This is a genomic window from Microbacterium marinum (assembly GCF_014204835.1).
GTDB lineage: Bacteria > Actinomycetota > Actinomycetes > Actinomycetales > Microbacteriaceae > Microbacterium > Microbacterium marinum.
In genome coordinates this window covers 1495394-1518255 of the sequence record NZ_JACHMD010000001.1, presented here as the reverse complement: position 1 = coordinate 1518255, position 22862 = coordinate 1495394, and the positions used below count along the sequence as shown (strand labels likewise).

At 70.9% G+C, this 22862-nt stretch carries 17 protein-coding genes and 1 tRNA gene; 4 read left to right on the top strand and 14 right to left on the bottom strand.

Annotated elements, in window-relative coordinates; genetic code table 11:
- Positions 1-32: 32 nt before the first annotated feature.
- The 5 genes from BKA24_RS07270 to BKA24_RS15755 all read right to left on the bottom strand — a co-directional run bounded on the left by BKA24_RS07270 (position 33) and on the right by BKA24_RS15755 (position 8981).
- Positions 33-2729 carry an HAD-IC family P-type ATPase gene (locus BKA24_RS07270; RefSeq protein ID WP_184216561.1) on the bottom strand — a complete coding sequence of 899 codons (2697 nt, stop codon included), beginning with the start codon at positions 2727-2729 and terminating at the stop codon, positions 33-35.
- Between the two features lie 11 nt (positions 2730-2740).
- Positions 2741-3778 carry a ribose-phosphate diphosphokinase gene (locus BKA24_RS07265; protein ID WP_184216559.1) on the bottom strand — a complete coding sequence of 346 codons (1038 nt, stop codon included), beginning with the start codon at positions 3776-3778 and terminating at the stop codon, positions 2741-2743.
- Positions 3750-5225, bottom strand: coding sequence for a bifunctional UDP-N-acetylglucosamine diphosphorylase/glucosamine-1-phosphate N-acetyltransferase GlmU (glmU, locus tag BKA24_RS07260; protein WP_184216557.1), 1476 nt, complete (start codon positions 5223-5225; stop codon positions 3750-3752). Before glmU ends, BKA24_RS07265 begins: the two co-directional genes overlap by 29 nt.
- Before the next feature lies 1 nt (position 5226).
- Positions 5227-5298 (bottom strand) — tRNA-Gln (locus BKA24_RS07255).
- Between the two features lie 83 nt (positions 5299-5381).
- On the bottom strand, positions 5382-8981 hold the full coding sequence (locus BKA24_RS15755; protein ID WP_184216555.1) for a glycosyl hydrolase 53 family protein: 3600 nt from the start codon (positions 8979-8981) through the stop codon (positions 5382-5384).
- Positions 8982-9114: 133 nt separating this feature from the next.
- Between BKA24_RS15755 and BKA24_RS07245 the strand changes: the two genes are divergently transcribed.
- Both BKA24_RS07245 and BKA24_RS07240 read left to right on the top strand, forming a co-directional pair.
- Positions 9115-9612, top strand: coding sequence for a MarR family winged helix-turn-helix transcriptional regulator (locus BKA24_RS07245; RefSeq protein ID WP_184216553.1), 498 nt, complete (start codon positions 9115-9117; stop codon positions 9610-9612).
- 1 nt (position 9613) lies between these two features.
- The gene (locus BKA24_RS07240) at positions 9614-10564 is read left to right on the top strand and encodes a pseudouridine synthase (protein ID WP_343066006.1); all 951 of its coding nucleotides are present in this window, start codon (positions 9614-9616) and stop codon (positions 10562-10564) included.
- Positions 10565-10694: 130 nt separating this feature from the next.
- Here BKA24_RS07240 and BKA24_RS07235 read toward each other — a convergent pair whose 3' ends face one another.
- From BKA24_RS07235 to BKA24_RS07215, 5 genes are all read right to left on the bottom strand, one after another.
- Positions 10695-12491 carry an ABC-F family ATP-binding cassette domain-containing protein gene (locus BKA24_RS07235; protein ID WP_184216549.1) on the bottom strand — a complete coding sequence of 599 codons (1797 nt, stop codon included), beginning with the start codon at positions 12489-12491 and terminating at the stop codon, positions 10695-10697.
- Between the two features lie 161 nt (positions 12492-12652).
- Positions 12653-13414 (bottom strand): hypothetical protein, encoded by a 762-nt coding sequence (locus BKA24_RS07230; RefSeq protein WP_184216547.1) that lies wholly within the window; start codon positions 13412-13414, stop codon positions 12653-12655.
- Between the two features lie 42 nt (positions 13415-13456).
- Positions 13457-14764 (bottom strand): GNAT family N-acetyltransferase, encoded by a 1308-nt coding sequence (locus BKA24_RS07225; RefSeq protein ID WP_184216545.1) that lies wholly within the window; start codon positions 14762-14764, stop codon positions 13457-13459.
- Positions 14765-14809: 45 nt separating this feature from the next.
- Complete coding sequence (locus BKA24_RS07220; protein ID WP_184216543.1) at positions 14810-15736, bottom strand: 4-(cytidine 5'-diphospho)-2-C-methyl-D-erythritol kinase; 927 nt, start codon at positions 15734-15736, stop codon at positions 14810-14812.
- Entirely contained in the window at positions 15733-16809 is a 1077-nt protein-coding gene (locus BKA24_RS07215) for an aldo/keto reductase (protein ID WP_184216541.1), read from the bottom strand. Before BKA24_RS07215 ends, BKA24_RS07220 begins: the two co-directional genes overlap by 4 nt.
- 87 nt (positions 16810-16896) lie before the next feature.
- Here BKA24_RS07215 and BKA24_RS07210 point away from each other — a divergent pair, with 87 nt between their 5' ends.
- The gene (locus BKA24_RS07210; RefSeq protein WP_184216538.1) at positions 16897-18465 is read left to right on the top strand and encodes a stealth conserved region 3 domain-containing protein; all 1569 of its coding nucleotides are present in this window, start codon (positions 16897-16899) and stop codon (positions 18463-18465) included.
- Here BKA24_RS07210 and BKA24_RS07205 read toward each other — a convergent pair.
- The 3 genes from BKA24_RS07205 to BKA24_RS07195 all read right to left on the bottom strand — a co-directional run bounded on the left by BKA24_RS07205 (position 18425) and on the right by BKA24_RS07195 (position 20953).
- Entirely contained in the window at positions 18425-19339 is a 915-nt protein-coding gene (locus tag BKA24_RS07205) for a phosphodiesterase (RefSeq protein ID WP_184216535.1), read from the bottom strand. The two genes, BKA24_RS07210 and BKA24_RS07205, sit on opposite strands and share 41 nt — an antisense overlap.
- 113 nt (positions 19340-19452) lie before the next feature.
- Positions 19453-20292, bottom strand: a complete 840-nt coding sequence (gene rsmA / locus BKA24_RS07200) for a 16S rRNA (adenine(1518)-N(6)/adenine(1519)-N(6))-dimethyltransferase RsmA (RefSeq protein WP_184216533.1) — start codon at positions 20290-20292, stop codon at positions 19453-19455.
- 22 nt (positions 20293-20314) lie between these two features.
- Complete coding sequence (locus tag BKA24_RS07195) at positions 20315-20953, bottom strand: hypothetical protein (protein WP_221417293.1); 639 nt, start codon at positions 20951-20953, stop codon at positions 20315-20317.
- A gap of 204 nt (positions 20954-21157) precedes the next feature.
- Here BKA24_RS07195 and BKA24_RS07190 point away from each other — a divergent pair, with 204 nt between their 5' ends.
- Entirely contained in the window at positions 21158-22549 is a 1392-nt protein-coding gene (locus BKA24_RS07190; protein WP_184216531.1) for an HNH endonuclease signature motif containing protein, read from the top strand.
- A 24-nt stretch (positions 22550-22573) separates the two neighbouring features.
- On the opposite strand, the gene BKA24_RS07185 is transcribed toward BKA24_RS07190, so the two are convergent.
- Positions 22574-22765 carry a hypothetical protein gene (locus BKA24_RS07185; RefSeq protein WP_184216529.1) on the bottom strand — a complete coding sequence of 64 codons (192 nt, stop codon included), beginning with the start codon at positions 22763-22765 and terminating at the stop codon, positions 22574-22576.
- Positions 22766-22862 lie beyond the last annotated feature (97 nt).

The window sequence follows — 22862 nt, the reverse complement described above, 5'->3', positions numbered from 1 at the left end:
ACGGTCACGGCCGAGCGCAGGCTCTGCGCCGTCTATGCGGCGACCGTGACGGGGCGGCGGACACCGAGCTTCAGCAGCTCGACGACCAGGAACACGACGACACCCGCCGCCAATGCGACACCCACCTGCAGCAGGCTGAGCGGGCGCGAGTCGAACAGTCCGTTCAGCAGCGGCAGGTAGGTGTAGGCGAGCTGGAGCACGAGCAGCGCCGCCGCCGACCAACCGACCACCGGGTTGCCGCGGAGAACGGCCGGCGTGAGGCTCGACCGGGAGAGGAACCGGCAGTTCAGGAGGAACCCGAGCTGCCCGAACGCGAGCACCGTGACCGCCATCGTGCGCGCGACCGCCAGCTCGGCCCCGGCAGCCAGCGCCCAGCCGAACACGGCGAGGGTCACCCCGCCGATGACGAGCGAGACGGCGAGAACGAACCCGAGTTCGCGCCGGGAGATGATCGACCCGCCCGAGGGGCGCGGCGGGCGCGTCATGATGCCGCGCTCGGCCGGCTCGTAGGCGAGGGCGAGCGAGAGGGTGACGGCGGTGACCATGTTCACCCAGAGCACCTGGACCGGCGACAGCGGCAGCGTGAAGCCGAACAGCACGGCCGCGAGCACGACGAGCGACTGAGCGCCGTTGGTGGGCAGCAGGAAGACGACCGACTTGCGGAGGTTGTCGTAGATCCGGCGACCCTCCCGGACGGCGCTGCGGATCGTGGCGAAGTTGTCGTCGGCGAGGACGATCTCCGCGGCTTCCTTCGTCGCCTCGGTGCCCTTGATGCCCATCGCGATCCCGACGTCGGCGCGGGTGAGCGCGGGCGCGTCGTTGACACCGTCGCCGGTCATCGCGACGACCTCGCCGTGCGACTGGAGTGCGCGGACGATGCGGATCTTGTGCTCGGGGCTCGTCCGGGCGTACACGTCGACGTCGCGGACGACCTCGGCGAGCTGCGTCTGGCTGAGCTCCTCGAGCTCGGGACCGGTGAGCACGCGGGAGCGCTCGTCGCTGACGAGCCCCATCTCGCGGCCGATCGCGACGGCGGTGCCGGCGTGATCGCCGGTGATCATCTTCACCCGGATGCCGGCGGCGTGACAGTCCGCGATGGCGTCGATCGCCTCGGGGCGGGGCGGATCGACGATGCCCCACAGCCCGAGGAACTCGAGGTCGACGAGGTCGCCGGCCTCGACGTGCGCGGCACGCGTGGCCTTCCGGGCCGCGGCGAGCACGCGGAGACCCTGCGCACTGAGCGCGTCGACCTCACTCTCCCAGCGGACGCGGTCGAGCGGCTCGGAGCCGTCGGCGCCACGCTGCGTGAGCGCGCGGGCGAGGAGACGGTCGGGGGCACCCTTCACGAGGATCGCGCGGGAACCGTCATCGGACTCGTTGAGCGTCGCCATGAACTTGTGCGCGGAGTCGAACGGCACGACATCGCGGCGGGTGGTGCCGGCACTCGACGCGCCGCCCTTCATCGCGACGACCTTCAGGGCGCCCTCCGTCGGCTCGCCGACAAGGCTCCAGCGGTCGCCGTCCTTGACGAGGTGCGCGTCGTTGCAGAGCGTCGCTACGGCGAGGAGGGCGGCGAGGTCGCTGCTGGAGGCCTCGTCGCCGTCGGCGTCGACGATGCGCCCGTCGGGGTCGTAGCCGAGCCCGGTCGCCTCGTAATGCCCGATCGGAGTGACGAGCGTGCGCACGGTCATCTCGTTCTTCGTCAAGGTGCCGGTCTTGTCGGAGCAGATCGTGGACACCGAGCCCAGCGTCTCGACGGCGGGGAGCTTCCGGGTGATCGCGTGGCGACGCGCCATCTGCTGCACGCCGATGGCGAGAGTGATCGTGACGAGGGCCGGGAGCCCCTCGGGAATGGCCGCGACGGCGAACCCGATGGCCGCGGAGATGAGGTCGTCGAACGGCAGATCGTGCACGTAGCGGCCGATCAGCAGCATGACCGCGGCCATCCCGAGGATGACCAGGGTCAGCACCTTGCCGAATTTGCCGAGCTGCATCGACAGTGGGGTCTGCAGCGACCCGGCATCCTGCACCAGCTCCTGGATGCGGCCGATCTCGGTCGCCGCCCCCGTGTCGGTGACGATGCCCCGCCCTTGGCCGGCCGAGACGATGGTGCCCGAATAGGCCATCGACCTGCGATCGCCGATGCCGACGTGCGCCTCGACGGGTTCGGTCTGCTTCGACGAGGGCACCGACTCCCCCGTGAGGGCGGCCTCGTCGATGCGCAGCTGCACCGCCTGAGTCAAGCGCAGGTCGGCCGGCACCCGGTCGCCGGGCGCGAGGCGGACACTGTCGCCGGGGACCAGCTCGGCGGCGGGGATCGTGATCCAGGCGCCGTCGCGGCGGACCGTCGCCTCGCGCGACAGCATCCCGCGGATGCCGGCGAGGGCCTTCTCTGCACGTCCCTCCTGCACGAAGCCGATCACCGCGTTGATGACGGCGACGGCGACGATCACCCAGAACTCCAGCCAATCCCCCATGACCGCCTTGATGGCGGCCGAGGCCAGCAGGATGTAGATCAGGATGTCGTTGAAGTGCGACAGGAAACGGCGCCAGGCGGGCGTCCGCGCAGCTTCGGGAAGCTCGTTGCGCCCGTGCTCGCCGAGCCGAGCGGCGGCGTCGTCGGAGGTCAGTCCGCCGGCGTCCGTGCGCAGCAGCGCTTCGACGTCGTCGATCGGGAGGGAGAACGGGGCGCCGATGCCCGCGCCGGAGTCGGAGTGCGGCAAGGCCATGGAATGTCCGATCAGGAGGCGCCGTCGAACATGCTGGTCACCGAGCCGTCCTCGAAGACCTCCTTGATCGCCCGCGCGAGCAGCGGGGCGATGGGGAGGATCGTGAGCCCGGGGAAGCGCTTCTCGGGAGGCAGCGGCACCGTGTCGGTGACGACGACCTCGTCGATGGACGCGTCCTGCAGCCGCTCGGCCGCCGGGTCACTGAAAATCGCGTGCGTAGCGGCGACGATCACGCGCTCGGCGCCATTGGCCTTCAGCGCCTGGGCGGCCTTCACGATCGTGCCGCCGGTGTCGATCATGTCGTCGACGAGGAGGCACACACGCCCCTCAACCTGGCCGACGATCTCATTGACGGTGACCTGGTTCGCCACGTTCGGGTCGCGCCGCTTGTGGATGATCGCGAGCGGGGCGCCAAGGCTGTCCGACCAGGTGTCGGCAACGCGGACGCGGCCGGTATCGGGAGACACGACCGTGAGCTTCGCGCGGTCCTCGGGCGAAAGGGTGTTCTCGAAGTGCTCGAGCAGGACCGGCTTGGCGAACAGGTGGTCGACGGGGCCGTCGAAGAAGCCCTGGATCTGCGCCGCGTGCAGGTCGACGCTCATCACGCGGTCCGCGCCGGCGGTCTTGAACAGGTCGGCGACGAGGCGGGCACTGATCGGCTCGCGGCCGCGGCCCTTCTTGTCCTGCCGCGAGTACGGGAAGTACGGCGCAACCACGGTGATCCGCTTCGCGGACGCGCGCTTGGCGGCATCCAGCATGATGAGGGTCTCCATGAGCCACTCGTTCACCGGGGGGCCGAACGACTGCACGAGGAAGAAGTCGCATCCGCGGATCGAGACCTCGAAGCGGGTCAGGATCTCGCCGGAGGCGAAGGTGCGGTGCTCGGTGGGGACGAGCTGCGTGCCGAGCGCGTCGGCCACCTCGGCAGAGAGCTCCTCGTGCGAACGACCCGACGCGACGACGAGACGCTTCTTGGTCTTCGCGACCAGGCCGGGCGCGATGCCGCGCTCGGCGTCCAGGTCAACCGTCTGCTGCTTCTTGCGACCCATCGTCCGCCTTCTGTGCGGACCGGGCCCGGGCGGCGGCTTCCGCAGCTCCGGTTCCCGGTCGGTTGGTCTCGACCCAGCCCTCGATGTTGCGCTGGGGGGTGACGTTCAGGGCGAGAGCGCCGGCGGGCACATCCTTGCGGATCACCGCTCCGGCACCTGTCTTGGCGCCATCTCCGATCCTAACCGGCGCGACGAAGACGTTGTGCGAGCCGGAGTGCACCTCGTCGCCGATCTCGGTGCGGTGCTTGGTGATGTCGTCGTAGTTCGCGGTGATCGCGCCGGCACCGAGGTTCACGTTCCGGCCGATCGTGGTGTCGCCGATGTACGAGAGGTGAGGCACCTTGCTGCCCGCGCCGATCGTCGAGTTCTTCGTCTCGACGAAGGTGCCGATCTTGCCCTTCACACCCAGCTCGGTGCCGGGGCGGAGGTAGGCGAACGGACCGACCGTGGCGTCCGCGCCGATGACGGCGAGTGTGGCATCCGTGCGGGTCACGGTCGCGCCGGCGCCGACCTCGCAGTCGACGAGGCTCGTGTCGGGCCCGATCGTGGCGCCCTCGGCGATGAACGTCGAGCGCAGGATGTGGGTGTTGGGGAGCACGGTGACGTCGGGCGACAGCGTCGCGGTGACGTCGATCCACGTCGTCGCGGGGTCGAGGACGGTGACGCCCTCGAGCTGCCAGCGCCGCACGGTGCGGGCGTTGAGCAGCCGGCCGACCTCGGCGAGCTGCACGCGGTCGTTGACGCCGAAGGTGACCGTGACGTCACGGGCGACGGATGCCGCGACGCGCGCGCCCTCGGTGCGCAGCAGTCCCACGACGTCGGTCAGGTACTTCTCCTGCTGGGCGTTGTCGGTGCCGACGCGGGCGAGCGAGGCGCGAAGCGATGCCGCGGCGAACACGTACATGCCCGCGTTGATCTCGTCGACGGCGGCCTCGTGCGGCGTGGCATCCTTCTGCTCCACGATGCGCGCGACGCTGCCGTCGCTCTCGCGGATGATGCGTCCGTAGCCGGTCGGGTCGTCGACGACGGCGGTCATGAGGGTCGCAGCGGCCTCGGCCGTGCGGTGCTCGGCGACGAACGCGGTGAGCGTGTCGAAGTCGGCGAGCGGGGTGTCGCCGCTGAGGACGAGCACGTCACCGGCGAAGTCCGGCAGCGCATCCAGAGCGAGCTCGACCGCGCGGCCGGTGCCGGGGATCTCGTCCTGGTCGACGACGACGACCTCGGGTGCGACGCCGAGGACGGCGCCGGCGACGAGATCGCGGTCGTGTCGGACCACGACGACGACGTGTGCGGGCGCGAGATCACGCGCCGTGTCGAGCACGTGCCCGACGAGGGGCCGACCGCCGATGCGATGGAGCACCTTCGGCAGCGACGACTTCATGCGCGTGCCTTGCCCTGCCGCCAGGATGACGACGGCGAGGCCGGCGTCGAGGGTGTTCTCGCTCATGCTCCGCCGCCAGGACTCGAACCTAGACCTCACAGCTCCAAAGGCTGTCGTGCTGCCATTACACCACGGCGGACCGCGCCGATCCCGGGCGGGAGCCGCGCCCGACAAGTCTGCCATGAGAGGGCAGACCCGCCGGGCGCGTCGGCCCTCGCGGGATCAGCGCAGCACGGTCACCGTGATCGGCTTGCCGGCCGTGACGCCGGCGTCGTTGACGAACTCGACGAGGTACGTGTGACCGCCGCGGGCCATCCCCGACGCCCGGTAGGTCACCTGTTGCGCGCCGGGCGTGCGGGCGGTGAGAGACCCCTCCGCGACGACCGCACCGTCCTGCAGGACGCGGTACGACGTCGCGTTCGTCCCCCACCACATGTTCGTCGTCACCGTGTAGGTGCCGTCGCCGTCGTGGTTGTCGTGACTGAGGACGGGGGTGCCGGGTTTCGCGGCATCCACCACGACGTCCATCGCGGCCGTGGTCGTCTCGCCCTTCGTGTTGGCGAGGACCGCGGTGTAGCGATAGGTGCCGTCCGTGCGTCCCGAGACCGGCACGCTCACCGCCTGCGCACGCTGGCCGCGGTACTCGACTGGCACGACCTTCAGGAGGCGACCGTTCTCGTAGAGCCGTACCGACGAGGCGTTCTCGCCCCACCACAGGTTCATCGTCACTGTGTAGGCGCCGTCCTTCAGACCGGTGTCCCAGCCGTTGTCGTTCGACAGTGCACCCTTGCCGGGCACCGCCCCCGCGGTGTCGGCGTCGGTGCGGACCAGGGCGGCCTTCGCGTCGGCGATCAGGTCACGCGCCTTCGCGACCTGGGCGGCCGTCGGCCAGTCGGCCGCGAGAACGATGCGCGCCTTCTCGAGCGCGGCGCTGACCCGGGCGAACGACCACGTCGTGTACGCCGCGCCGTCCACGGCGGCGAGCGCGGTCACGCCCTCCCGCAGCGCGGCGGTGTCGGTCTTCTCTCCGGCGCGGACGACGCGGATCGAGTCGACCGTCCCCCACGCTTCGGCGGGCAGGTCGGCGGCGACCCCGACGGTCAGGATGCCGTCGGTGCCCACGGTCACGACAGGCGTCGTGCCGGTGCGGAACTGCTGCCAGCCGTCGAGTGCGATCGGGGCGCTCTGCGCCCCCGCCGACGTCTGCGCCGTCACCCGGACGGAGCCGCTCCCCTCGCCGTCGCCCTGCGCGACGGCCGAGACCGCATACGTCCCCGGGGTCACACCGGTGATGCGCTGCGAGACGGTGAACCGGTAGTCCGACCCGGACCAGAACGCGACCGCGCGAGAACCGGACGCGGCATCCGTCGTCGCCTGGATCGTCGCACCCGCTCCGGAGACCTCCCACATCGAGATGTCGGCGGACTCGAAGCCGCCGTTCCGCACCGACGAGGCCGCCGTCACGGTGACGGTCGCCGTCGTCGCGATGCCGCCGACGCGGCCGCTCACGCGATAGGTGCCGGGTCCCGAGATCCACGACGCCGCGTCGGACCAGGTCGCCTCGCGCTCGCGCACCGCGCCGTTCCAGGTGCGCACCGACGCGCGAGACGGCAGCGCCACGGCGTCGCCCTCCTCGACCGTGACCTCAACCGGCAGGACGACGGGCGCCGGTTCCGGCCCGCTGAGCACCAGGCCGTCGAGGGCGGCCAGCAGCTTCGCCTCCGCGGCATCCACGCGGGCCGACGTCGGCGCCGCCGAGGCGAGGACGAGCCCGGCGATCCGGACCGCGTCGTCGAGCGGTGCGAGGGATGCCGCGGTCACGACGGTCCGACCAATGCCTTCGGCCCGCGCCACGAGCGCTTCGAGGTCGCCCGTGTCGACGGCATCCGCCGCCCGGGTCAGGACGAGGTCGTCGAGCGTGCCCCAGGCACCCGCGGGGAGCGTCGCCGTGACGGTGAGCGTCGCGGACGCGCCCTCGGCGACCGTGATCGCGTCGGTCGTCGGGGACGACCAGTTGCGCCATCCATCGAGGGCGAACGGCGCCGAGGCCGTCTGACCGGCGGAGGTGAGGCCGAGCCGGACGGTGCCGTCCGACTCGGCGCCGTCGCCCTGCAGCGCACCCGAGGCGGTGTACCGGCCCGCGGCGAGGCCGGTGACGGTCTGCGTGAGCTGGAAGGTGTAGGCGGAGCCCGAGTAGAAGTGCGCCGAGCGCGACCCGGAGTGCGGGTCGTCGGTCGCCCGCAGGGTGAGACCGGTGCCGGTGCGAGTCCACATCGACACGTCGGCATCCTCGAACCCGGGGTTGCGCAGGGCGTTCACGGGCCGGATGACGACCGTCGCGGTGGAGGTCTCGCCCGATGCCGTCGTGCCGGCCACCCGGTAGGTGCCGGGTCCGCCGATCCAGTCGATGTCGTCCGACCAGGTGACCGCCTCCTCGGCGGTCGAGCCGTCGTTGTAGGTGACGGTGACCGTCTCCGGGAGCGCGATCGCATCGCCGTCGGTCAGCGTCACGGTCGGGTCGGCCACGTCGACGACGGCGAGCGGCGCGACTGCGCCGGTGCGCGCATACGAGAACACGTTCAGCGACTCGAGCGGTGTGCCGTCCGCCGCGAAGAGCGCCTGGTTGTCCCACGCGGAGCCGCCGTAGTACTGGCCCGCATCGTCCGGGTCGTACTCCGCGGCGAAGCTCGACGCCCACCCCGAGCCGTCACGCTCCCAGAGCGCCTTGTTCTGCTCGAGCTGATCGGGCGGGCCGACCGGCAACCAGGCGGGCTCCCAGTAGAAGACACCGATACCGGCATCCCCCACGTCGACGACCGCCTCGATCACGTCGCGCACGGCGGTCGCCTGCCCTTGCACCGACACCGGATACTGCGTGGCCTCGGACGCGAGATCGATGACGTTGCCGTGACCGTCGGCGTCGTCGAGCGTGTGCGCCCACGACGTCTCGGCGACCATGACCTGCTTGTCGTAGGTGTCCGCCACCTGCCGGAGCACCGAGGTCAGGTTGGTCGTGGTGCCGTGCCAGTACGGGTAGTACGAGGAGGCGAAGACGTCGTAGTCGACACCGCGGCGCTCGAGCTCGGCGGCGTATCCGGCGTAGCGGCCGGCGCTCTCGGGGTTGGTGAAGTGCACGGCGACGAGCGCGTCGGGGTACACGTCGCGGACGGCGGCCGATCCGGCGGCGAAGATCTTCGCCATGCCGGGCCAGCCCGAGACGCCCGCCACGGCGTTGTTCGTCTCGTTGCCGACCTGAACCATGCGAACGTCGACGCCGGCCGCCTCGAACTGCTCGAGGGCGGCGGTCGTGTACTCCCGCGTCTCGAGCGCCTTCTCATCGACGCTCAGCTGCTCCCATGCCTTGGGCGCATGCTGCTTGGCGGGGTCGGCCCAGAAGTCCGAGTAGTGGAAGTCGACGAGCAGGCGCAGGCCTGCGGCGGTGGCCCGCTCCCCGATCTCGACGGCGCGTTCGACGTCGACGTCGCCGCCGCCGTATCCGTTGCCGTCGGCATCGAACGGGTCGTTCCAGACGCGGACGCGGACGTCGGTCACGTCGTGGTCGGCGAGCACCTCGAACAGGTCGGCCGGCCGGCCCTCGTCGTCGCGGAACACCACACCGGAATCCTCCAGCGCGAGCACTGACGAGACGTCGACACCGTTGATGAAGTCGGCGGGCAGCCCCTCGACCTTCGGGACGACGATCCCCGCCTCCACCGGTCCGTCGTCCGCCGCGGCGGGGGCCGTGGCCGCGAGGGCGCCGAGCAGCCCCACCGCCAGCGCTGTCGACGCGGCCGTCAGCCGCTGCGTTCTCGATGCTCGCATCGCGTTCCGATCCTCTTCGATCCGGCGGGGTCATCCACGACACCCGAACCTGTTACCGGTCACAGTAGCAACGGCGCGGCGACGACACCACCCTCCATCCGCAGCGGCATCCGCCCTCTGCGATGATGGCGGGATGGCTTCCGAACACGACGAGGTCGACCGGATCGTCGGTGCGTGGGTCACGCAGCGACCCGATCTCGACTTCTCGCCCCTCGAGGTGCTCTCGCGTGTCGACCGACTCTCGCGGCACCTCGACCGGGCGCGCCGCGAAGCGTTCAGCCGCAGCGAACTGGAGCCCTGGGAATGGGACGTGCTCTCCGCACTGCGGCGAGCCGGCGAGCCCTACACGCTCAGCCCGAAGCAGCTGCTGCAGCAGACGCTCGTGTCGAGCGGCACGATGACCAACCGGATCGATCGCCTCGTGGGGCGCCGACTCGTCGTGCGCGCCGCCGACCCCGGCGATGGCCGCGGCGTGCTCGTGACGCTGACCGAGGACGGTCGCATCCGAGTGGATGCCGCGATCACGCGCCTCGTCGATGCCGAAGCGCAGCTGCTCTCCGTCCTCTCCCGCGCAGACAGGGAGCGCCTCGCGGGACTGCTGCGCAAGCTCAGCCTCGGCTTCGGCGTCTGAGGTGGGACGCACTCCGCTCCGGTCACCGTTGCCCGTACGCGACGGCGTCGGAGCGACCCGCCTGAAAGTCCCCCGCACGGGGCCGTGGCCGACCATCGCCGACTACGTGGTCGAGAGATTCGGTCACGTCGACCCCGACGGCCTCCGCGCCCGCTTCGACCGGGGCGAGATCGTCACGATCGACGGCTCCCCGGTGCGGGTCGACACTCCCCTCGGCGCGGCCGAGTTCGTCTGGTACTACCGGGAGCTGGGGGTTGAGAAGGTCATCCCGTTCGACGTCGAGATCGTCCATCAGGATGCCGACCTCGTCGTCGTCGACAAACCGCATTTCTTGCCGACCACCCCCGGCGGCGGATACGTGCAGAACTCGGCGCTCGTGCGGCTGCGCATCGCGCTCGAAAACCCCAACCTCACCCCGATCCACCGACTCGACCGCGTGACCGCCGGGCTCGTCATGTTCTCGGTCCGTCCCGAGACCCGCGGCGCCTACCAGTCGATGTTCGCGGACCGGACGGTCGAGAAGGTCTACGAAGCAGTCTCCGCGCTCCCGGTGACGGGGCTCCCGGAGCTGCCGCGCGTCGTGCGGAGCCGCCTCAGCAGCGAGAAGGGCCGGCTGCGCGTGGCCGAGGAGGTCGAGGGCGAGCCGAACGCCGAGACCGCCATCGAGCTGATCCGCACCGGAGAGAGCCGCGGCACGGATGCCGGGCTCCCGGTCGTCCACACCCTCCTGCGCCCGCGGACCGGCCGGATGCACCAGCTCCGCGCACACCTGGCCGGTCTCGGACTCGGCATCCTGAACGACCGGTTCTACCCCGTGCTCGAGGACGAGTCACCCGACGACTTCGACCGGCCGCTCCAGCTCCTCGCGCGCGAGCTGCGCTTCACCGACCCGCTGACGGGCGCGCCCCGCGCGTTCCGCACCGCGCGGGCGCTGCAGGAGGCGCCGCGCTGACGCGGGCGGCATCCGCCCCGTCCTCTGACTCTGACCGCGAGACAGCAGTCACGGCCCGAGACGTCGACAGTCGACCACCGTCTCGGGTTCCCACTGCTGTCTCGCGGTCAGGTGACGAGCGGATGCCGCGTCAGGCGAGCTGCTCGCCGAGCTCGAACCATCGCTCCTCGGCGGCGGCGACCTCGGCTTCGAGAGCGCCGATCGCCTGCATCTTCTCCCCCAGGCCGACGTAGTCGGACTGGTCGTGGTCGGCGAGCGCCGTCTTCGACGCGTCGATCTGCGCGGTGAGCTTCTCGATGCGCCGCTCCAGCGCGGTGAGCTCCTTCTCGGCGTTCCGGCGGTCCGCGCCGGTGAGCGCGGGGGCGGCCGGCGCGGCGGGCGTGGCGTCGCGCTCGGCGCGTGACGCTGCGGCGGCGAGGCGCGGCAGCCGGAGGTACTCCTCGATGCCGCCGGGCAGGTGGCGGAGCGTGCCGCCGTGGACGGCGTATTGCTGATCGGTGACGCGCTCCATGAAGTAGCGGTCGTGCGAGACGACGATGAGCGTTCCCGCCCACGAGTCGAGGAGGTCTTCGATCGCGGCGAGCATGTCGGTGTCGAGGTCGTTGGTGGGTTCGTCGAGGATCAGCACGTTCGGCTGGTCGAGCAGGATGAGGAGCAGCTGCAGACGGCGCTGCTGTCCGCCCGAGAGGTCTTTCACGGGCGTCGACAGCTGCGCCGACGAGAAGCCCATCCGCTCGAGCAGCTGCCCGGGCGTGAGCTCCTGAGCCTTGGATCCGGCGCCGAACGAGTAGGTCGTCCGCAGCCGCGAGATCACGACGCGGACCGGCTCCTCGAGGTGCGGGTCGAGCTCGTCCATCCGCTGGGTGAGGGTCGCGACCTTCACGGTCTTGCCGCGCTTCACACGCCCGCTCGTCGGCTCGACGGTTCCGGCGACGAGGCCGAGGAGCGTCGACTTCCCGGCGCCGTTCACGCCCAGGATCCCGGTGCGCTCACCGGGCGCGATGCGCCACTCGACGTCGCGGAGGACCTCCCGGCCGTCGTACGAGACGCCGGCGTCGAGCAGGTCGACGACGTCCTTCCCGAGCCGGGCGACGGCGAGCGACTGAAGCGACACGCGGTCGCGGATCTCGGGGACGTCGGCGATGAGCTCGTTCGCGGCGTCGATGCGGAACTTCGGCTTGCTGGTGCGCGCCGGCGCGCCGCGGCGGAGCCAGGCGAGCTCCTTGCGGGCGAGGTTCTGCCGGCGCGCCTCGATCGCTGCGGCTTGCCGATCACGTTCGACGCGCTGCAGGATGTACGCGGCGTAGCCACCCTCGAAGGGCTCGACGATCCGGTCGTGCACCTCCCACGTCTTCGTGCACACCTCATCAAGGAACCAGCGGTCGTGCGTGACGACCATGAGGGCTCCGGATGCCGCCGACCACCGCCGCTTCAGATGCTCGGCGAGCCAGGCGATGCCCTCCACGTCGAGATGGTTGGTGGGCTCGTCGAGCGCGAGCACGTCCCAGTCCCCCGCGAGCAGCCGCGCGAGGGCGACGCGGCGGCGCTGACCGCCCGAGAGGGTGCCGACCGCGGCATCCCAGTCGAGATCGCCGACGAGACCCGCGATGACATCGCGCACCTTCGCGTCGCCGGCCCACTCGTGTTCCGGAGTGTCGCCCACGACCGCGCCGCCGACGGTGAGGTCGTCGGGCAGCACGTCGCTCTGCTCGAGGACCCCGATGGTCACCCCGCCGCGGACGGTGACGCGTCCCGAGTCCGGATCCCGGCGCCCGGCGAGCATCGCCATGAGGCTCGACTTTCCGTCGCCGTTGCGGCCGACGATGCCGATGCGGTCGCCCTCGTCGACACCGAGCGAGACGCCGTCGAAGACGACTTTGGTCGGGTATTCCAGGTGCAGGGCCTCAGCCCCGAGAAGATGTGCCATCGCCTCCCAGGCTACGCGGCGCGAGCGGTGTCTCCTGCGCGCCGAGGAGTTCGCTCCAGGTGGCAGAACACGCCGTCTCCACGCTCACGAAGCGACAAGAAGTGCCACCTGAAGCTGTGGAGTGTCCGCCGCGCGCCAGGGCTCAGCTCACCCGGCCCGCGTCAATCCGAGTGTTCGTAGACCCGGAGGAACTCGCCGTCCAGCACGATCTGCACGGCGGTGCCCACGGAGAAGCGCGCGCGCAGCTCGCTCGGCGCGTCGGCGCCGACGACGAACTGCACCGTCGCGGGGAAGACACCGGCTGCGCACCCGTTGAACTGCATGCCGTCGAAGACCCAGCCGCCGGAGCCGTCGTCGGCGTCCGGCCCGATGTACGGCTCGATGTCTTCCGATTCCATCAGCACAAGGCACTCGTCACTCCCCGGGGAGTACACGAACATGTCCGTCGACGCCATCGTCAGTCCGCGGTACGACCACACCCGAACGTCGTCTTCGCCTCCACCGAAGATCTCGGGCCACTCCAATCCGGGATCGGCTCGAACCGTGTCCGCGAGCACCGCTCCGGTTTCGGTCGACGCCACGGACTGCGGCGCGAGCAGTTGGGCGGCGACGACGCCGGCGATCACGCCGCCGACCGCGACGGCGGCGATCGGCCACGCGCGACGCCACCATCGCCCGGGCGCAGCGAGCGTCGATCCGGATGCCGATGGCTCGGCCAGAGGTCCCTCGGATGCCGACGGCTCGGATGCCGGCGGCTCGGGCGCCGGCGGCTCGGATGCACGCGTGTCCGGGGCCGCCGTCACCGCGTTCCGGCCCTCCAAGAACTGCAGACGCTCAAGCGCCCCCGGATCGCTCGCGATGTCGGCATCCCGCCCGTAGGCCCGGGCGCGCAGTCGTTCGAGCTCTGCCCTGTCATCCCCCATGCCTGGATCCTCGCACAGCGGCGCGGCGCGACCGGCGAGGGATCAGTACCAGAAGCTCAGACGCGGCGTCGTCGTCGATGCGAACAGGCGGGCGACGCGATCCGGCTCATCGGCGTCGAGCCTCCCGGCCTTCGCGAGCGTGACCGGCGAGACGCCGCCGAGCAGGAGGGCGGAGAGCTCCGCGACACTGAGGCGCACGAGCGGCACCCCGACGGGCGCTTCCGCGACGGCATCCACTCCCACGTCCTCCCCGGCAGACAGGACGAAGACGCCGGACGCGATGCCGAGCGGGTCGGTCACCTCGAACGCGACGGTGTCGGTGACGTCGTAGCGCCGCGCGGCGAGCGCCGCGGGCACATCGAGGATGCGCAGGTACTGGTGGTCGCGGGTGGTGATGGTCGCCGCACGCTGGTCGGCGATCATCCACCACAGCGGTTCGTCCAGCGACAGCTCCCCCGCGGTCACCGTGCCGATGAGGTCCATCGACAGGAAGAACCGCCAGAGCCCGGCGTAGGCGGCATCGGTGGCGGCCAGAAGCTGAATGACCTCGACGGTCGACGCCGCGAAGTCGTCGTGGTTGTGCGAGATCGAGTAGATCGCCAGGCCGTCGACCTCGCCCTCGGGCGAGCGGTACTGGACCACCCGACGCTCCTCGGCCTTCTCGACATCGGGACGGGTGCCGTAGAAGCGGTCCCAGTGCCCGCCGGGCATGTCGATCTCACCCGGCGAGGTCACGCGGATGCGGTCGTGGAGCGCGGGAGCGAGACGGCGGCCCTCCTCTCGGGTCACGAAGTCGATGCGCCCGGGAGCGTCCGGACCGGTCCACCGGGCACGCCGCACGTCGATCTTCCAGTGCGCAGCGTGCGCCGCCGGAGCGAAACCGAACCGGCCGTAGATCCCCGACTCGCTGACGGTGAGGATCGCGAGGGGGTAACCGAGACCGGCGGCGGTGCGCAGCTCGCCCGCCATGACCTGGCGGAGGATGCCGCGCCGGCGGTGCGTCGGCGCGACGGTCACCGAGCTGATCGCGCACGCCGGAACGGTGCCGCCGGGCACGCTGAGCTCGGCGCCCCACGACGCGAAGCTCGCCACCGGGACGGCCGCATCGGGCCCGGAGTCGTCGAAGACGCCGATCTTGCGCCGGTAGGCGGTCCGGTCGAAGAAGGCCTGGCGGTGCGTGTCGTTGCGCTCGCCATCGAGGAAGCCCCGGGCGACAGCATCCAGCCACCGATCGGTGCCGGGACGGTCGTCGTCGCTCACGCGGCCCACGCGCAGGCCCTGTGCCTCCAGTGCCGAGCGCAGGTCGGCGTCGAGTGCGGCGGAGTGGAACGTGTCGTCGAGCTCGGTCATGCACCCAGGCTACGGGGGCCCACCGACTCGGCGCGCGCCGGTCGGTCAGAGCACCCGCGCTCCGGCGACGGGACCGTGGACGTGCAGGGCTCGGAGTCCGTCGCCGCTGAGGCGGTCGGCCAGGTCGCGGCCGTGCTGTTCGCCCCCGGCGAGGAAGGCGACCGTCGGACCCGACCCCGAGACGAGGGCGCCGAGCGCCCCGTGCGCGGTCCCGGTCTTCAGAACCACGGCGAGCTCGGGCTGGAGCGTGACCGCGGCGAGCTGGAGGTCGTTGCGGATCGATTTCCCCAGCCCGACCGGGTCGCCGGCGCGGAGCGCCCGCAGCACGGCGGGGTCGACGGTCGGCGCGACGCGATCGGGCCGGATGTCGGCCTCGGCGCGCAGCCGGTCGAGCTCGCCGTACACGGTGGGCGTCGAGAGACCTCCGTCGCTCGGGACGAGGACCCAGTCGAAGCGGCCGCGCGCGAGCGCCGGGGCGAGCTCATCGCCGCGACCGGTGCCGACGGCGGTGCCCCCGAGCAGCGCGAACGGGACGTCGGCGCCGAGCTCGGCGCCCAGCTCCTGCAGCTCGCTCCCGGACAGACCGCCGCCCACGAGTTCGTTGACGGCGACGAGCGCCGCGGCGGCGTCGGCGGACCCGCCGCCCATTCCGCCGGCCACCGGGACACCCTTGTGGACGTCGAGGTGGATGCCGCCGTTCCACCCGACCGCACGGGTCACCAGTCGCGCGGCGCGGACCGCGAGGTTGCGCTCATCGAGCGGCACCCCCGACACGTCCACGTCGCCGGTCACCGCGATCGAGAAGTCGTCGCCGTGCGTCGCCCAGACGTCCTCGAAGAGCGACACCGCCTGATACACGGATGCCACGTCGTGGTATCCGTCGTCCCCGGCGTGCCCGACCTCGAACGAGAGGTTGAGCTTGCCCGGGGCGCGGACGTGGACGCGGCGACCGGCGTCGTAGACGAGACTCACGCGTCCGACGACTCCGCCCAGAGGTTCACGTCGATCGCGCCGGACAGCTCGTCGATGCGCGCGAGCTCGTCGGCGTCGAACGGCGCTCCCTCGGTGGCGGCCAGGTTCTGGTCCAGCTGCGCCGTGCTCGACGCGCCGATGAGGGCGGACGCGACGACCTCGTCGCGGAGGATCCACTGGATGGCCATCTGCGCAAGGGTCTGTCCGCGCTCATTCGCGATGTCGTTGAGGGAGCGCAGCGTCGTCAGGGCCTTCTCGCTCAGCGTCCCGTCGGGGAGCGAGAACCGGGACTGCGACCGGTCGCCGGTGCCGTCGCCGAGGTACTTGTCCGTCAGGAGACCCTGGGCCAGCGGGGTGAAGGCGATCGCGCCCATGCCCGCCGTCTTCAGCGCATCGGTGAGTCCTTCCTCGATCCAGCGGTTCAGGATCGAGTAGGAGGGCTGGTGGATGATCAGCGGGGTCCCGAGCGACTCCGCCACGGCGACGGCCTCGGCGGTGCGCTCGGCGCTGTAGGAGGAGATGCCGACGTACAGCGCCTTGCCCTGGCGGACGAGGGTGTCGAGAGCCCCGACCGTCTCCTCGATGGGCGTGACCGGGTCGGCGCGGTGAGAGTAGAAGATGTCGACGTAGTCGACGCTCATCCGCTTCAGCGACTGCTCCGCGCTCGCGATCAGGTACTTGCGCGAGCCGTTGTTGCCGTAGGGGCCTGGCCACATGTCGTAGCCGGCCTTGGACGAGATGATCAGCTCGTCGCGGTACGGCGCGAAGTCCTCGCGCATCATCCGGCCGAAGTTGGTCTCCGCGGTGCCGAAGGGCGGACCGTAGTTGTTGGCCAGATCGAAGTGGGTGATCCCCCGGTCGAAAGCGTGCCGCAGGACGGTACGCTGGTTCTGGAAGGGCACGTTGTCCCCGAAGTTCCACCACAGGCCCAGCGAGATCGCCGGCAGCCAGAGGCCACTCGTGCCGACCTGGCGGAAAGCGCCGGATTCGTAGCGATCGGACGCCGCCTGATACGGACGGTGGGTGTCGCCGTTGCGCGACTCGGGAAAACGCTCGGCGTAGTCGGTGGTCATACCCCCAGGCTATCGAGCGTTGACGATGAAACGTCGGCGAAACGAGGCCCGCCTACCCTGACTCGAATCGAACATTTCGGAGGATATGTGACGCACATCACCGCCCTGCCGCACCGCGGCGGCTCCTGGACCCGGCTTCTCCAGCGCGAGGACATCGTCCTCCACGGCGGTGTGCTGCATCTGCGCCACGACGACCTGACCCCCGACGACGCCCGCATCGCCGACCTGCGGCTCGTCGCCGACGCGTTCGACCGCGACGGGATCGCTCACCTGCTGATCCGCCACGACGGTCGTGTCCCCGCCCTCGTCGTAGATCTCGAGGATCGGGACCGCGCCCTCGCCGCGCTCGCCGCCGCGGCATCCGGCGAACCTCTCTACGCCAAGCCGAAGGGCGGCACAACGGTGCCGATGGCCGAGTACCGTCACACCGCCACCGGCCCGTCGTCGGTGCGGGTCTTCCGCCCGCGGCTCGCCGGCGCCCTGCGCTACGGCGCGGGCGTCGCCGTGCGCGTCGAGTTCTGGCGGTTCGGCGAGGAGGTCGTCGAGGCGCCCCACGCCAACGACCTGACCCGTCGCACGATCGCCGCCGAAGACCTCGAGCGCGCCACCGTCGACCGGTACGACCGCACCTGGCAGACGCTGCAGGGAATGTTCGACCCGCACCCCGGGGAGATCACACACGACATCGACATGGTGTTCTCGTGGGTCGACGGGTCGTCCACCGACTTCCAGCGTCAGCGCGCCGCCCGCATGTCCGAGTACGTGGTCGGTGAGGGCGACGACGGCCCCGCCCGCTTCCGTCACGTCGACGAGCTGCGGTACGCGCTGCGGAGCGTCCACATGTACGCGCCGTGGGTGCGACGCATCTTCATCGCGACCGACTCCCCCGCCCCGGCGTGGCTGCTCGACCACCCGAAGGTGACCATCGTGCGCAGCGAGGAGTTCTTCGCCGACCCCTCGGTGCTCCCCACGCACAACTCGCACGCCGTCGAGGCTCAGCTCCACCGCATCGACGGCCTCTCGGAGCACTTCCTGTATTCCAACGACGACATGTTCTTCGGGCGCCCGGTCTCCCCCGAGCTCTTCTTCTCGCCCGGCGGGGTCTCGTCGTTCGTCGAGTGCGACATCCGCATCGGCACCGGCCCCAACCGCGTCGCCCGCAGCGGACACGACAACGCCCTCCGCGTGAACCGTGCCCTCCTGGAGGAACGCTTCGGCCGCACGATCGTCCGCGACCTCGAGCACTGCGCGGCACCGCTCCGACGGAGCGTGATGTTCGAGCTCGAGCGCGAATTCCCCGAAGAGGTCGCCCGCACCGCGGCATCCCGCTTCCGCTCCGCGACGGACGTGTCGGTCACGAACTGCCTGTACCACTACTACGCGGCGTTCACCGGTCGGGCGATCGCCTCGACGACGCCCCGGGTGCGGTACTTCCAGACCACGCAGGCCGCATCGCTGCGCCGGATGGAGCGTCTCGCCGACCGCCGCGACGTCGACATGTTCTGCCTCAACGACGGCGGCGACCACGAGGTCCCCGAACCCGTGCGCGTACGAGCGGTCACCGAGCTGCTCGAACGGCTCTTCCCGGTGCGTGCCCCGTGGGAGGATCCCGCGGTCAGCGCAGCGCCGGCACGGAGCGCCGAGCAGCACGCGTGAGCGCGCCCTCGATGCCCGCGTCGCTCAGGCGACGCTGAGCCTCGTCCGCGTCGATGTATTCGAGCGCGGGCGCCGCGGCGATCGGGACCACCGAGTGGACGATCGTCTCGTCGTACACGTGGACGAGGTTGTACGCCTGCGCGGCATCCTGAGGCCGGGTCCCCCCGACCGGCACCGTCAGATCCTGCGCGTAGCAGGTCGAGGATGCCACGGACACCGGGATGCCCGCGAACGTCGCGAACGTCGAGTAGTGCAGGTGACCCGCGATGATCGCGCGCACGTCGGTGCCCCGCAGCACGTCGGCAAGCCGCCGCTGATCGCGGAGCTCAACGCTGGAGGCCAGCGGGAGGACGCTCGGGACCGGCGGGTGGTGCATCGCGAGGACGGTGCCGAGCGGCGCGGGCGTCGCCAGCACGTCGCGGAGCCACGCGAGCTGCGCGTCCGACACCTCGCCGTGGTGACGCCCCGGCACGCTCGAATCGAGCGTCACGACCCGGAGGCCATCGAGCTCGTCGACGCGGTCGTACGGCGCGGTCGGATCATCGGAGGACGCGCCCAGCAGGCGGGCCCGGAACGCGCCGCGATCGTCATGGTTGCCCATGACCCACAGCAGTCTCGCGCCGAGGCGCTCGGCGAACGGCTCGACGAGCTCGCGGAGCATGTCGTACGCGTCAGCCTCCCCCAGATCGACCAGGTCGCCCGTGAACACGATCGCGTCAGGGGCGACGCCGCTCGCCTCGATCCCGGCGAGAGCCGTGGTGAGGGAGGCGAGTCCGTCGACACGGTCGAACAGCTGCGGCCCGGGAGCGCGCAGGTGCGTGTCGCTGAGGTGGAGCAGGATCCGGTCGGCGGCCGGATGCTCGGCGCGGCGCATGGGTGTCTCTTCCCGTCGGGACGAGCGCCTCGGGTCGCGCCCGTTCAGCCGAAATGTTACCGGCATGTTTCGGGAACGCGTGGTGAACGACGCGCGAAGAGTCGGAGACCCGCTCAGACGCGTGCGATGCGGACGTAGTCCTCGATCGTGAGATCCTCGCCGCGCGCGGTCGGCGGAACACCCGCCTGCTCGAGGACGGCGCTCGCGGTGCCCGACGACCCGCCGAAGAGCCCCGACAGCGCCTGACGCAGCATCTTGCGGCGCTGCTGGAACGCGGCATCCACGATCTGGAAGGTGCGTCGCCGGAGGTCGTCATCGCCCCGCGGAGTCGCGTCGCGCTCGAAGCCGACGAGGAGGCTGTCGACGTTGGGGACCGGCCAGAACACCTGGCGCGAGACGGTGCCGGTGAGGCGCCATGGGCCGTACCAGGCGGCCTTGACGCTGGGGGTGCCGTAGATCTTCGATCCGGGCGGGGCTGCGAGGCGCTCGGCGACCTCGGCCTGCACCATGACGACGCCGCGTTCGATGCCCGGGAACGTCTCCATGAAGTGCAGGAGCACCGGGACGCTGACGTTGTACGGCAGATTCGCGACGAGCACGTTCGGGTCGCCGGGAAGTTCGGTGACGCGGAGCGCGTCGGCGGGGACGACGGTGAGGGCGCCGTCCGGCACGCCGTGCGCGGCGGCGGTCGTCGGCAGGTGCGCGGCGAGGCGGTGGTCGATCTCGACGGCGGTGACCGGCGCACCGGTCTCGAGGATGGCGAGGGTCAGCGAGCCCAGGCCCGGCCCTACCTCGACGACGCGGTCGGCGGCGGTGACTTTGGCGGCCGTGACGATCTTGCGGACCGTGTTGGCGTCAACGACGAAATTCTGCCCCAGCTTCTTGGTCGGAGTCACATCGAGTTCGGCGGCGAGCGCGCGGATCTCGGCGGCTCCGAGCAGGGTCACGGGCATGACGTCCAGCCTAGTTGGGGCGTCAGCCGCCCTCCCCACCCTGGTCGATGGGAGCACCATCGCCGTTCCCGGGGAGGTCGCCGCGCTCGACCGGTTCGTTCTGACGGCGGTTCGATGCGTCGGAGAACAGCTGCTCCAGTTCGTCGGCCGACGGCACGCGGACCGCTTCTGCCGCGGCGAGCAGATCGGCGGCCGGCGCGCCGTACCCGTCGCCGCCGATGACGCGGATCAGTGCGCCGTCGCGGGCGACGGCGTACTCCTCGACATCACCACCGACGCGATGCCAGATGTCGCCGTCGACGGTGCAGGTGACGTTTCCGTCGACGAGCCCCCACATCGGCAACGCTGCGCACGCGGCATCCGTCAGCTCGCCCGCTCCGATCCGGAGAGTGATCGTGTCACCCGTGCCGGTGGAGACCCAGGTCGCCGAGAGACCACCGTCATCGACCTCGTTGACCGACTGCGGCGCGAGGTCGTAGCCGTCGACCGACGTCGTGTACACGACGGCCGGATCGATGCCGAGCGGTACGGCGTGTGCAGCGATCGCGTCTGGTTCGGCCGCGGGCGCCGCGCCGGCGCAGGCGGTGAAGCCGAGGATGGCGACGACGCTCGTCGCTGCAGCGATGAGATGTCGTTCAGTGCGTGTGGCTCGTTCCCCCATGCGCCGATCCTTGCTTGCGGATGCCGCAGGGGCAATCTGCGGCCGTGTTCGAGGGCGCTTCTTGGTGTGTTCCACGCCGAAACGCAAGGTCCAGAAGGGCACGTAGCCAGATGAGAGAACCCTCACACTTCGCCGCTCTTTTAAGCCGCTGATCTGCTTGTTTTCCACCTCCCAATGTCGGACCCCCTCGGCAGAATTGGGGGTATGGACCTCCCCCGACCGCCACTTCGAGACCTGCACAAGCAGGCCGCGTCGGTGGTCGCGCGGAGCGACGCCGAGCGCTGGTTGGAGCGAGCGACGGAGACCGAACTCGCGCAACAGCTGGCAGCCGTCGGCGACCTGCAGCGACTTGTCGAGGCGCTCCTTCTCGACGCCGTGGGCGAAGTCATGCGGCGCTCTGAGCAGCCCGTCCGCGACGAGCGGATGACCTCGCACCTCGGATGCCGCGACGTCACCGAACTCGTCGAGAAGCTGACCCGCGTCGATGCGCGGAGCGCGGCGCGACTGCAGCGCGCGGCAACCGCGGCGCGGCAGACAGTGTCGGAGATCACCGGCGAGCGGTGCGCGGCGCCGTACCCGGAGGTGCGCGAAGCGATGATCGACGGCGTGCTCGGTGTCGACGGTGTGTTGGCGATCACCGAGCCGCTGCGCACAACTGCTCCCCGGGTGTCGGAGTCCGCCCGCCGCGACGCCGCCGCGATCGTGGTCGCTGAGGCCCGCGGCGAAGGTCCCGACGGTGCACCACCCGCGTGCGCGGCGCTCCTGAAGATCCACGCACAGACGTGGGCGATCGCGCTGGATCAAGACGGTGCGGAGCCTCGCGAACGCGCCGCCGAGCGGAAGCGCTCCGTCGTCTTGGGCACTGCGACACCGCACGGTGTCCCCGTGCACGGGATGCTGCTCCCCGACGTCGCCGCGCAACTGCAGACGATCTTCGATGCGCAGCTCTCACCCAAGGTCGCGTTCGTCCCCGATGGCGACCCGTCGCTCCACGCGCCGCGCGACGACCGATCGCGCGCACAGCGCCAGCACGACGCGTTCGCGGCGGCGCTCGGTGTGGCGGCATCCAGTGGCCTGCTGCCAACCATCGGTGGACATGCACCGACGCTCGTCGTGCAGGTGACGGAAGAAAACCTGTCGAAGGGCAAGGGCTACGCGCACGCGCAGGGATGCGACGAGCCGATCTCGACCGACGTGGCGCGGCACATCGCGTGCGCCGGGACGATCCAGCGGGTGACGAGCCGCGACGGCCGGATCATCGCGATCGGGAACGAGGAGCGGGTCTTCAACCGTCATCAGCGACGCGCGATCGCTCTCCGCGACGGCGGGTGCATCATCCCCGGGTGCGGCGCACCGGCCGCGTGGTGCGAGATCCACCACGTCGTCGAGCACGCCGTCGGCGGCCCGACCCACACCGACAACGGAGTCCTGTTGTGCTGGTTCCACCACCGGTTCCTCGACAAGATCGGCTGGCGGATACGGATGAACCGCGGCGTCCCCGAAGTGATGGCACCGATCTGGTTCGACACCTCGATGACCTGGCGCGCCGTGACGACCTCGCCGGTTCGGTTGCGGTCTGCGGTCACGCGGACGTGACGGATGCCGCGGTGACCGCCTCGATCACCGGCGCACGAGCCGCACGATTGAAAACACTGCGACCGCGAGACTGATGCCGGCGACGACGATCGCTCCCGGCCAACCGAGCGAGGGCGCCATCGTGCACGTGCTGTCCCCCGCGGACTCCGAGACGTAGTCGATGCAGACTCCGGTCCACACCGTGAGCGCGAGAAATCCGGTGATCACTGCGGCCAAGAGCAGAATCCCCCACGGCCACACAGGGCGAGTCCGAGCAACCATACGGCCGATCCTGCTCGCGCACGTCGCACGCAGTCAACCTCACGTACCCGAA